The sequence below is a fragment of the Neobacillus niacini genome, assembly GCF_036961885.1.
GTDB lineage: Bacteria > Bacillota > Bacilli > Bacillales > Cytobacillaceae > Neobacillus > Neobacillus niacini_H.
The window spans coordinates 55,858-66,918 of the sequence record NZ_JBALNQ010000032.1 but is presented as its reverse complement, the minus strand read 5'-3'; the positions used below and the strand labels follow the sequence as shown (position 1 = coordinate 66,918).

Genomic DNA, 11,061 nt, shown 5'->3' with positions numbered 1-11,061 from the left:
CTATTATTTATTGATTTTTTGTTTTAAATGCAAAACTACTTTTTATTTTTCAATCATAATATATCTCATAAATTTGTCAATAACCTATCATAATTTTCTGAAAATAATTTTATTTCTCAAAAAATAAGCCCTGTTAATCAAAAACAAATGTAAGAGATTAACAGGGACTCAGTATGTTAATGTGTGATTATACTACTATATTGTTTACCTATTTGAAAATCTTGGGACGTATCAATATCCATTCCCCATATTGAATCCTCAAATGAAAGTATTTTTGTTAGATTTTTATATTTCTTTATGATTTCTTTCCCACCTTGATCGCCGTCAATCGTTAAAAATTCCTTATAAAGGCTTTTATCAATGAGAATAGGATGTCCTAATTTTCCATTGTATTTTGGGCGCACAATTCTTATTCCATTGCAATACTGTTCTGTCATTGATTGTATGACTAAATCAGGAACAAATGGCTGATCAGCTAAAAAAATGAACACTGCGTCCGTACAGTCTTTAACATGATTTATTCCCATTCTTACTGACGTGGACATTCCCAAATCATAATTTGGATTGGGAATAAAGTCCACATTCATTAAGTCAGTTGAATCCTCTTGGAATGACTTTAAATACTGGCCCCCGATTAAACAAATTGGACTTAACTGATTCCTTATAGCTAATTCAAGTGGATACCGAAACAATGGTTTTCCTTTTAGACGAAGCAATAGTTTAGGTTTCCCCATTCGCTTTGACATTCCCGCTGCAAGGATAATCGCCCCTATCTTAGACATGAATCTTCATTTTTCCTTTAAGTGATTTCCCATCACGGTTGGCTCGTACTGCCATCAATTCAGAAACAATACTAATGGCTACCTCTTCCATCGTTTCTGCCCCAATATCCAGCCCAATAGGTGAATATATATCTTTACTAATCATTAAGTCCTCACCTACATTTGCGATCATTTCTTGTGTTCTTGATACAGGTCCTAATACTCCGATGTATTTTGAATTACTTTGTAAAGCCAGGTGTAGTGCCTCTTCATCACGGCTTTGCAGGTGATTCATAATAACCCACCATGAATCGGTTACATTTTCAGGAATTATATTTTCAGGAAGTTCAACAAGATGCTTTGCTGTTGGGAAATAGCGCTCATTATTAAATTCGCTTCGTGGATCTAGAACTGTTACTGTGAATCCAGCCTTTGAAGCCAATTCAACCACTGGAATCGCATCCTTTCCGGCCCCTGCTACAATTAACTTCTGTGCTGGACGGATAGCATCAATTACAAACCTACGGCCTTCCCACTTCAACACTTCAGCACGTTTTTGAGATTTAAGGCTTTTTAAGGCACTCTCGTACACGATTGAAGGCAGGTACTCTGTATCACCAATTATCTCACCATATTTTGTTACGAATGACTTTATTCCGGTTGGCACTTCTAAAACCATTGAAAATTCTTCTTCTTCGTTTATAAGCTTGTCAGCAAAGCCCCAAAATGGATCATCCTTTTTTGCTGGCAGGATTAGAATTTCAAGTGAACCTTTACAGCCAATTCCTAAACTCCAAATCTCGTTGTCACTTAAATCATAGTTTTTTATCAACGGCATTCCATCCTGAATAGCCTTTTCTGTATAACCATAAATGTCACCTTCTAAGCAGCCCCCGCTAATCGTTCCCTTCATTTCTGCATCCTCTGCCATCATCATTTTCGTTCCCGGCATCCTGTATGCTGAACCATTTACACCTATTAGCATCACCATTGCAGCTTTTTTATCGTTTTTCCATACAGATTTAATAGAATCCATGATCATACCAAATTCTTTTAATTGTGACATCAACAATCCTCCTCTTATTGGCTGGTACCTATTTCTATCCCAAAAATATGTTTTAAATAGTAAACAGGTGGTATATGATTGTTATATTATATTATATTAATTTAAGAATATTATCAATAATCAGTTAACTTTAAAAAAATGGGAATGGAATAGGAGGGTATCATTTGGACATAATCATAGTAAACAAGAACGGTGTAATCTACACGAGGTGAAACATGAATCGTAAGCTTGTCCTAATTCTCAGTTTTCTATATGTAGCATTTATGGCCTATTTATTTTTTCATTATCGCTCCGATGGGGAATCATTTAAATCAACGGTTGCCATCGGGGGGATGGTTTGCGGTGCTGTTCCACTCCTCTTAGCCCTATTTACAAAGCTCCAGTTCAATTTGCCAATTGTTACCTCTTATTTACTGTTCTTGGTCGGTTCACAATACTTCGGTTCGATTCTGGGTTGGTATGGTCTCGGCTGGTGGGATACATTTTTGCATTTCCTAAGTGGTGCCATCCTAGCATTTTCAGGAATTGCTTTATATGAACGGCTAGTACATCGAGATGCAGAAGTGGAAATATCTCCTTGGATTATTTTCCTATTTACAATATCATTCGCCGCTTTCGGCGGTGTCTTATGGGAAATCTATGAGTTCAGCTCTGATCAATTTTTCAATATGACCTTACAAGGCGGGGGAAATGACGATACGATGATCGATTTAATCTCCGATACTGGAGGAGGTTTGATAGTTGCCATTTTGGCCGGACTAAAAACGAAGAAAAAGCTAAAGAAAAAGCATAAGTCCCCACAATTAACATGAAAAAATTTAATCGCAGATATATTTGAGCTAACGCATATCTAAAGAAAATAGCAGCCTAAGATAAACTTTTAGAGCTGCTTTTTCTTCATTATACGAGTACGGATGCATAAAACTCATCATATAGAGCCTTAACGGCTTTTTTCTCATCCACTTCTTTTACACCAAACATCATACTTACCTCTGAGGAGCCTTGATTTATCATTTCAATATTGACCTCTGCCTTCGCTAATGCTTTAGAGGCCCTGGCCATCGTTCCAACATTTCTGCGCATTCCCTCACCCACGACCATGATCAATGCGAGACTATGCTCAATTCTCACTTCATCAGCTTGTAACTCTGACTCAATTCTCCAGGTAATTTCATTTTCCATATCAGGGTCTAATTGTGATTCTCTTAAAATCACAGAAACATCATCAATTCCTGAAGGTGTATGTTCATAGGAAAGACCATATTCTTCTAAAATACTTAATAGTTTGCGGCCAAAACCTACTTCTCTATTCATTAAATATTTGCTTACATAAATGCTGCAGAATCCTTTATCACTAGCAATGCCAACCACCGGTCCATTGGTATTATCCCGCGAATAAACGATTCTTGTACCTGGCGCTGTTGGATTGTTTGTATTTTTTATTTGAACGGGAATCCCCGCTCTGAACGCTGGAACTAATGCTTCATCATGCAAAACGGTAAATCCTGCATAAGATAGCTCTCGCATTTCTCGATAGGTTAGCTCTTTTATTTCTTTTGGTTTATGAACAAGAGTTGGATTTACTGAATATACAGCATCCACATCCGTAAAATTCTCATATAAAGTAGCCTTTAGTCCATTGGCTAATATCGAACCCGTTATATCAGAGCCACTCCGTGAAAAGGTGAACACTTCACCCTGTTTGCTATAGCCAAAAAATCCTGGGAAAATAATAAGTCCCGGAATCTCACGAAGTGAAAATAGATTCTCATATGATTCTGGTAACACCTGTGCATTACCAGGTTCATCACTTACAAGCAATCCTGCTTCCCTCGGATTTACATACGTTGCCTCAATACCCTGCTCTCTGAAGTAAGCAGCAACTAATTTAGCGTTGTTATCCTCACCGCTAGCCTTCAAAAGATCCATAAACCGATCAGGTTTACTTTTGTCTCCGTTTAATCTTTCAGATAAATCGTGATGAATTTCACTAATTACCTCATCTGGGAGAGCTAACTCAGCTGCGATGGAGGAATATCTTGACATAACGGCATTGAATTTTTCCAATGGATTACTATCTTGCAGACATAGCTCGGCACACTCGATCAACAAGTCCGTTACCTTTTCATCCTCAGAAAATCTTTTCCCAGGAGCAGAGACAACTACAACTTTCCGCTCAGGATCAGACATGACTATCTGAAAAACCTTTTCGATTTGTTGTCCAGACGCTAAAGAGGATCCACCAAATTTTACAACCTTCATCACAACATCACCTATTCCAAAAAAGTATAATCTTAATTTTATCCCTATTCAGAAAATAATCAAGTGTTTTTTCTCCCATTAGAGGACATTTGTTTTTCTGTGGAGGACAAACTTAAAGAACAGTGAAAACATTCTATTTCACTGTTTGAGTATTTCAATAAAATGGGATAGGATTTTAGCGGTTATTCCCCAAATAGCTTTCTCTTCATAAACGTAAAAGTATTCATCTAGTGCTCGGGCCCGCCAATTGTAATTCTCCCCACCAATAATTAAATCGAAAGGAAAATTCTCCTCAGGCTCAACCTTAAAATGAAGGTGATAAATTTCCGGGTCATTTTCGATAAAATAGGTTAACGGTACAGTAAAAACCTCGCCAACCTCGGCAGGATTGGGGTTAATCAATTCTGGATTCTCAATAATTGCTACAAACGGATAAATCATCATTCCAAAAGGAGAAATCATGAAATCAAGCGGTAGAACCTCGGATAAATTCTCATTGCTAATTCCTAATTCTTCGATTGTTTCTCTAATAGCTGCACCTTTTTCATCGATGTCGTGCGGATCAATTCTTCCACCCGGAAAACAGATTTCACCGGGCTGCCTTCTTAGTTGAAGTGAACGTATCTCAAACAGAACGTGAATGTCATCTTCTTTTTGGATAAGCGGTACCATTACAGCATATTTTGAAAATTTGTCACTACCCAAAATTTTAGGAGTATGGCTTTGTAACTTCGATTGTACGGATTTTAAATTCATGATTATCACCACCCAAAATACTATCTATATTTTCAATCCTATCACTTTACCTATATATAATCCTTATCTTATGATTTTTACGAAAAAAAAACAATCCGATCTATCGATTATCGGATTGTTTCCATAAATACTTCTATTTCTCCACCCATGAAAACATATATTTTATGTCCTCAATCTGGTGCGCAGTTTTTACCACTTTAAGCGGATGGAAGGTATCGATCATAACTGCTAGTTCAAGTGTTTCTTTTTTCCCAATGCTCGCTTCCGTCTTTCCAGGGTGCGGACCATGTGGAATGCCACTTGGGTGTAGTGTTATCGACTCTAATTGTACCCCTTTACGGCTCATGAAATTACCTTTAACATAATAAAGCAATTCATCACTATTGACATTACTATGATAGTAAGGTGCGGGAATTGCTTCAGGATGGTAATCAAATAATCTTGGCACAAACGAACATACCACAAAGTTATTTCCCTCGAAGGTTTGATGAATAGGAGGCGGCTGATGAATTCTTCCTGTTATTGGTTCAAAATCATCAACATTAAAAGCCCATGGATAGAGATATCCATCCCAGCCTATGACATCCAGTGGATGATGTCCCAATAAATGAGAATGAATGGATCCCCTTGATTTCGTGAATACTTCATATTCTCCTTTTTGGTCAAAGGTCTCTAGTATTTCTGGACCACGGAAATCCCGCTCACAAAATGGACTATGCTCCAGCATTTGCCCGTATTCATTTCGATAACGTTTAGGCGTGGTAATCTGGCTAAATGACTCAATAAACAGTATTTTTGTTCGTTTATTCTCATCAGGAACCAACCGATAGATGGTCCCTATCGGAATTAACAAATAATCTCCTGGTCGATAGGTGATCGTTCCGAACATCGTTTCAAGTTTCCCTGTTCCATAATGAATAAACAACATTTCATCGCCATCACCATTTCGGTAATAGCTTTTCATTGGCTCATTAATAGATGCGGTCCCAATTAAAAGGTCCTGATTTCCTAAAATATATTCACGTGCTGTAAGTGCATCACCAGTTTTTGCGGTCTTGTTGGTCAAAAAAAGTCGGTGTTTTAGCGCTTGCTGATCTTCATATTCAGGCAAATACCTGCTAAGCTGCTCAACTTTTAGCACTTCTGTTGGCATAAAATGGTGATAAAGTATCGATTGCGTTCCGGAAAAACCGCGTGTCCCCATTACCTGCTCACGATAGAGGCTTCCGTCGTCTTTTTTAAACATGGTATGGCGTTTATGAGGAATCCTTCCCATTTGCCGGTAGTACATTTCTTCATCTCGCTTCCAATCTTATATTATTGAATTCTTTAATACCCCAAGCTTATCAATCTCCAATTCAATGACGTCCCCAGGCAGTAACCAGCGATGTACTTCTGTACCGAGTTCAAGGATACACCCTGTCCCAACGGTACCAGAACCAATGATCTCCCCAGGAAAAAGAGTGACCCCTGCAGATGCCCTCTCAATCATTTCAGCAAACGAATAATAGATATCCTTCATATTTCCTTCAGAAAGAAGCACACCATTTACCTTCGCTTTCATGGAAAGGTCAAAACCCTTACCCGATCTGCGATACTCCAGCTCATCCTTGGTGATAATCCATGGACCAATCGAGGTGGCAAAATCCTTCCCCTTCGCAGGACCTAAGCCTACCTTCATTTCATGTCTTTGAAGATCCCTAGCGCTCCAATCATTTAATATACAATAACCAAAGATATAATTATCAGCATCTTTAGCAGAAATATTCCTGCCTTGTTTTCCGATTACACACGCCATTTCCAACTCATAATCAAGCCAATTGCTGTCAATAGGTATAGGAATATTATCCTCAGGTCCCTTTATCGCAAGGTGGTTGGAAAAATAAAAGACTGGTATTTGGTACCATTCTGGTATCATTTGCAATCCTCTGTTTTTCCTTGCCGATTTCACATGCTGCTCAAACGCATAAAAGTCTCGAAAGCTTCTTGGTGCTGGCAGTGGGGCAATCAACCTAACATCATGAATAGGATAAACCCCTTTATCTCCGTCGGTAAGGTATGAAAGCTGTGCAACAGATGTCATATTTTGCTCACTTTTCTCCAGAAAATCTATCAGTTTTTCAGGCAGACTTCCGTTCGTTGCTTCGCTCATATCTACAACAAGGTCAGACTCTACTATCACTCCTGACCGAACTGTCCCATCGCTTTTTTCGAAGGTTACGAATCTCATCTTGTCACCTAATTTCTTTTCCTAATAATATCAAACGTTTTTCCTAATGGATTGGTATAGGTATTACCTGCCATTCTGCCAATTGGCTGAAGTTTTTCTGTATCCACTCTCCCTTTATGAAATAAATCATCCTCTACATGAATATTCAAAACTTTACCAATGACTAGACTTCCAGCACCAGACTGGTCACCAAAATCTAACACCTGGTAGAGCTCGCACTCTAAATGCACGAGAGATTCTTTTATGCGCGGCACCTGCACAATATGGCTATCCTCTTTTGTTAAACCTGCTACCTCTAGTTCATCCACTTCTGGTTCGAATTCTACTGCGCATTCATTCATTTGCTGTGCAATACTTTCACTCACGATGTTGATGACGAATTGCTTTGTTTTTTCAATATTTATAAGGGTATCTTTTTTCGCCCCATCACTTCCCCTTCGCATCGGTGAAAAACAGATGAGCATGGGCTCTGCACAAATTGCGGTAAAAAAACTAAATGGAGCTGCATTGGCAACACCATTTTCATCAACCGTAGATACAAAAGCAATCGGCCTTGGCAAAATGGAGCCAATTAATAGTTTATAAGCGTCTCTCCATTCAAGTGTATCTGGTGATACTTCCATTTTTCTAATTGCTCCTTCCTGAAAAAACTCTTTAAAAAGGGAGAAATATTCTCCCACTTTTATAAACTAAAGGTTTCCTCGCCTTGCCTGTTCTCGTTCGATTGATTCAAATAACGCCTTGAAATTCCCCTCACCGAAACCGCGTGCACCCTTACGCTGGATGACTTCCACAAATAATGTTGGTCTATCAACGATTGGTTTAGTAAAGATCTGTAGTAGATATCCCTCATCATCCCGATCGACAAGAATATTTAATTCACGGAGCTTCTCAATTTCTTCGTCAATTTTTCCAATTCGCTGTCCTAGATCCTCATAATAAGTACTTGGCGTATTTAAAAACTCAACCCCATTCTTTTTCAAGGTGGCAACGGTTGCTACAATGTCCTCTGTTAAGATAGCAAGGTGCTGCACTCCTGGACCATTATAGAATTCTAAATATTCCTGGATCTGTGATTTCCGTTTCCCTTCTGCAGGTTCATTAATAGGGAACTTGATTCTCCCGCCATTATGCATCACCTTAGACATCAACGCTGAATATTCAGTGGTAATATCTTTATCCGTGAAATGTTTCATCTCTAAAAATCCCATAACCTTGGAGTAATATTCTACCCATTCCTCCATACGCTCTACATTTCCTACGACATGGTCAATTCCAATTAATCCTGCATCCTCAATTGGCAGATAGACAGTATATGGCTCAAAGCCCGGTATAAAAACACCGTGATAATTCTTGCGTTCTACTAACGTATGGATGGTATCTCCATATGTACCGAGAACTGCCTTTTTCAGTGTCCCTTTATCATCCTTCAGTTCAAATGGCGGTACAAGGGCAATGCCACCACGCTTTACAGCAGCCTGATAGGCCTTATCGACATCATCTACAAGGAGGGCAACGTCTTTTACCCCATCACCATGTTTTTTCACAAATTGGGCAACCTGTGTATCTTCTTTGTACGAGCCAGTAAGAACAAGGCGGATATTTCTTTGTTGCAGCACAAATGAAGCGGTCTCACGATTTCCCGTTTCAAGACCGGAATAGGCAACTGGCTCAAATCCAAACGCCGTGCAAAAAAAGTGGCATGCTTGCTTTGCATTCCCTGTATAAATTTCGATGTAGTCTACATCCCGGACTGGGAAAAAATCGTCTAAAAGTTCTTCTGCTTTTACACGTTTTTCTTTCATTTGTATTCCTCCTATTATCAATTAATTAATAATATTCAGAATATAGTTTAAGTGATACTAGATTGTCCCCTCAAGAGCAGGCGTTGAAGCAATAACGCATTTGAGTAATAAAGATTCGTCCGCTCCACTTTACCCATCACACAAAAAAAAGAAACATCCCTAATCTAGGCTGTTTCTTAATCATTTTATGATAATACCGCTCGGTCACTTGCCATTTGTACACCGCGAATTCTTTTGAATTCCTCTAATAATCCTTCAATCGTTAGGTTTTTCTTATCCTCGGCATCTACTTCTAAAATGATTTGACCTTTATCCATCATTATTAAGCGATTCCCAAGATCAATCGCTTGCTGCATATTATGTGTGACCATTAATGTCGTAAGCTGATATTTCCCCACAATCTCCCGTGTTAGGTTGGTGATCAATTCGGCTCTTGAAGGGTCCAGTGCAGCCGTATGTTCATCAAGGAGTAAAATAGATGGTTCAGTGAATGTTGCCATTAACAGAGATAATGCCTGCCGTTCCCCTCCAGACAACAAGCCTACCTTGGCACTTAACCGGTTTTCTAAGCCGAGATGCAAGGATTCAAGCACCTCACGGAAGTAATCTCGTCTTTTTTTCGTGACGCCCCTTCTAAAGGTTCTCGTTTTATTTCGTGAGTAGGCCATAGCCAAATTTTCTTCAATCGTCATACTAGGAGCCGTTCCTGCCATCGGGTCTTGAAAAACCCGGCCAATCATTTTCGATCGTTTATACTCTGACATCGCGGTTACATTTTTACCGGCGATCTGAATCTCCCCGATATCAGGTACCAAAACGCCAGAAATAATATTCATTAAGGTCGATTTCCCTGCACCATTACTTCCGATAACTGTAACAAAATCACCTGGTTTTAAGGTTAGGTTAATTTGATCAATCGCAATTTTTTCGTCTGGTGTACCTTCATTAAAAATCTTGTGTATCTGACTCAATTGCAGCATAACTATCACCCTTTCCTTCAGCCGAACCCTTTAACAGATAGAGCATTTCTTGTCTTTTCCGGGCTTTACGCTTCTTCTCTTTCGATTGTTCCAATAGTTTTGGTGCCGTTAAAGCAATGATGACAATTAGCGCTGTGATTACCTTCATATCACCTGGATTGAGGAATTCCACTCTTAATGCAAGTGTAACTACAATTCGGTAGATGATGGCACCGCCGATGACTGCAAGTGTAGCTCTTGCAATGGACTTAGTGCCAAACAAGGCTTCACCAATAATAACAGAGGCTAAACCAATTACAATCATCCCGATACCCATACCAACATCTGCAAATCCACCTTGCTGCGCAATCAGAGCACCTGAAAAAGCGACTAGTGCATTGGATAGCCCGAGCCCGAGGATAGTAAGGAGATTTGTATTGGCCGAGAAACTGCGAATCATTTGTTTATTGTTTCCTGTCGCTCTTACAGCAAGGCCAATTTCAGTTTGTAAAAATAAGTCAGTAAGTAATTTAATGACAAAGGTAACGATAATCATAAAAATTAATATTCCCCATGTTTCAGGAAGGCTGTCACCAAGCCCCACCATTGCTAGTAAACCATTGAAAAAAGAATCCACTCCCATATTTTCGAATACTTCACCGATTTTCGTAAAAGAAGTTTCTGAATTCAGTAATGGAATGTTTGATCTCCCCATTATTCTTAGGTTAATAGAATAAAGGGCAATCATCATTAATATACCAGATAGCAAATTATTAATTTTTCCAAAGGTATGAAGCAGGCCCGTCATACATCCTGCTGCAAAACCTGCAAATAGTGCCATTATCGTAGCCAAAAATGGGTTAACACCGCCAGCAATCAAGATTGCTGACAAAGCTGCTCCTGTTACAAAACTCCCATCTACCGTTAAATCCGGAAAATCCAGAATACGAAAGGAAAGATAGACACCCAGTGCCATAATAGCGTAGATGATACCTGCTTCAAATGATCCAAATATGGCTGTAAACATTGAGATCATCCTTTCTTTAAGATTAAATATATTCCTTATTTAGTGATGAAGGAGTCAACCATGTTAGCGGCTGACTCCCAGCAATACAATTGATTATTAGAGCTCTTTTCTTAAACTATGTTGCTTTCAAAAACAAGTATTTAATAAGAAAAGTGCTAGCAAACTAGATTCAAATCCACAAAATAACTATTTCCA

11 protein-coding genes are annotated in these 11,061 nt (G+C 38.9%); 1 reads left to right on the top strand and 10 read right to left on the bottom strand.

Features of this window, described 5'->3' with window-relative positions:
- Window positions 1-176: 176 nt before the first annotated feature.
- Together V7124_RS15190 and V7124_RS15185 are read right to left on the bottom strand one after the other, a co-directional pair.
- A complete protein-coding gene (locus V7124_RS15190; RefSeq protein WP_335490487.1) occupies window positions 177-782 on the bottom strand; it encodes a nucleotidyltransferase family protein in 606 nt (201 codons plus the stop codon).
- Window positions 775-1,827, bottom strand: coding sequence for an XdhC family protein (locus V7124_RS15185; RefSeq protein WP_335490484.1), 1,053 nt, complete (start codon window positions 1,825-1,827; stop codon window positions 775-777). Before V7124_RS15185 ends, V7124_RS15190 begins: the two co-directional genes overlap by 8 nt.
- A gap of 215 nt (window positions 1,828-2,042) precedes the next feature.
- Here V7124_RS15185 and V7124_RS15180 point away from each other — a divergent pair, with 215 nt between their 5' ends.
- The gene (locus V7124_RS15180; RefSeq protein ID WP_335490481.1) at window positions 2,043-2,639 is read left to right on the top strand and encodes a hypothetical protein; all 597 of its coding nucleotides are present in this window, start codon (window positions 2,043-2,045) and stop codon (window positions 2,637-2,639) included.
- Window positions 2,640-2,727: 88 nt separating this feature from the next.
- On the opposite strand, the gene V7124_RS15175 is transcribed toward V7124_RS15180, so the two are convergent.
- The 8 genes from V7124_RS15175 to V7124_RS15140 all read right to left on the bottom strand — a co-directional run bounded on the left by V7124_RS15175 (window position 2,728) and on the right by V7124_RS15140 (window position 10,866).
- Complete coding sequence (locus V7124_RS15175) at window positions 2,728-4,089, bottom strand: aspartate kinase (RefSeq protein ID WP_335417509.1); 1,362 nt, start codon at window positions 4,087-4,089, stop codon at window positions 2,728-2,730.
- A 138-nt stretch (window positions 4,090-4,227) separates the two neighbouring features.
- Window positions 4,228-4,845: an NUDIX hydrolase gene (locus tag V7124_RS15170; protein ID WP_335417507.1), complete on the bottom strand. Its 618-nt coding sequence runs from the start codon at window positions 4,843-4,845 to the stop codon at window positions 4,228-4,230.
- A 133-nt stretch (window positions 4,846-4,978) separates the two neighbouring features.
- On the bottom strand, window positions 4,979-6,136 hold the full coding sequence (locus tag V7124_RS15165) for a homogentisate 1,2-dioxygenase (protein ID WP_335490478.1): 1,158 nt from the start codon (window positions 6,134-6,136) through the stop codon (window positions 4,979-4,981).
- Between the two features lie 21 nt (window positions 6,137-6,157).
- Window positions 6,158-7,075, bottom strand: a complete 918-nt coding sequence (locus tag V7124_RS15160) for a fumarylacetoacetate hydrolase family protein (RefSeq protein WP_335490475.1) — start codon at window positions 7,073-7,075, stop codon at window positions 6,158-6,160.
- 8 nt (window positions 7,076-7,083) lie between these two features.
- On the bottom strand, window positions 7,084-7,698 hold the full coding sequence (locus V7124_RS15155) for a flavin reductase family protein (protein ID WP_335490472.1): 615 nt from the start codon (window positions 7,696-7,698) through the stop codon (window positions 7,084-7,086).
- 66 nt (window positions 7,699-7,764) lie between these two features.
- The gene (hppD, locus tag V7124_RS15150; protein ID WP_335490469.1) at window positions 7,765-8,880 is read right to left on the bottom strand and encodes a 4-hydroxyphenylpyruvate dioxygenase; all 1,116 of its coding nucleotides are present in this window, start codon (window positions 8,878-8,880) and stop codon (window positions 7,765-7,767) included.
- Between the two features lie 185 nt (window positions 8,881-9,065).
- Entirely contained in the window at window positions 9,066-9,860 is a 795-nt protein-coding gene (locus tag V7124_RS15145; protein ID WP_335490466.1) for an ABC transporter ATP-binding protein, read from the bottom strand.
- On the bottom strand, window positions 9,826-10,866 hold the full coding sequence (locus tag V7124_RS15140) for an ABC transporter permease (RefSeq protein WP_335417495.1): 1,041 nt from the start codon (window positions 10,864-10,866) through the stop codon (window positions 9,826-9,828). Before V7124_RS15140 ends, V7124_RS15145 begins: the two co-directional genes overlap by 35 nt.
- Window positions 10,867-11,061: the final 195 nt, after the last annotated feature.

What these genes read in the sequence shown, in the direction of transcription:
- V7124_RS15190 (WP_335490487.1), bottom strand. Translation starts at nt 782, where the DNA reads ATGTCTAAGATAGGGGCGATTATCCTTGCAGCGGGAATGTCAAAGCGA.
- V7124_RS15185 (WP_335490484.1), bottom strand. Translation starts at nt 1,827, where the DNA reads ATGTCACAATTAAAAGAATTTGGTATGATCATGGATTCTATTAAATCT.
- V7124_RS15180 (WP_335490481.1), top strand. Translation starts at nt 2,043, where the DNA reads ATGAATCGTAAGCTTGTCCTAATTCTCAGTTTTCTATATGTAGCATTT.
- V7124_RS15175 (WP_335417509.1), bottom strand. Translation starts at nt 4,089, where the DNA reads ATGAAGGTTGTAAAATTTGGTGGATCCTCTTTAGCGTCTGGACAACAA.
- V7124_RS15170 (WP_335417507.1), bottom strand. Translation starts at nt 4,845, where the DNA reads ATGAATTTAAAATCCGTACAATCGAAGTTACAAAGCCATACTCCTAAA.
- V7124_RS15165 (WP_335490478.1), bottom strand. Translation starts at nt 6,136, where the DNA reads ATGTACTACCGGCAAATGGGAAGGATTCCTCATAAACGCCATACCATG.
- V7124_RS15160 (WP_335490475.1), bottom strand. Translation starts at nt 7,075, where the DNA reads ATGAGATTCGTAACCTTCGAAAAAAGCGATGGGACAGTTCGGTCAGGA.
- V7124_RS15155 (WP_335490472.1), bottom strand. Translation starts at nt 7,698, where the DNA reads ATGGAAGTATCACCAGATACACTTGAATGGAGAGACGCTTATAAACTA.
- hppD (WP_335490469.1), bottom strand. Translation starts at nt 8,880, where the DNA reads ATGAAAGAAAAACGTGTAAAAGCAGAAGAACTTTTAGACGATTTTTTC.
- V7124_RS15145 (WP_335490466.1), bottom strand. Translation starts at nt 9,860, where the DNA reads ATGCTGCAATTGAGTCAGATACACAAGATTTTTAATGAAGGTACACCA.
- V7124_RS15140 (WP_335417495.1), bottom strand. Translation starts at nt 10,866, where the DNA reads ATGTTTACAGCCATATTTGGATCATTTGAAGCAGGTATCATCTACGCT.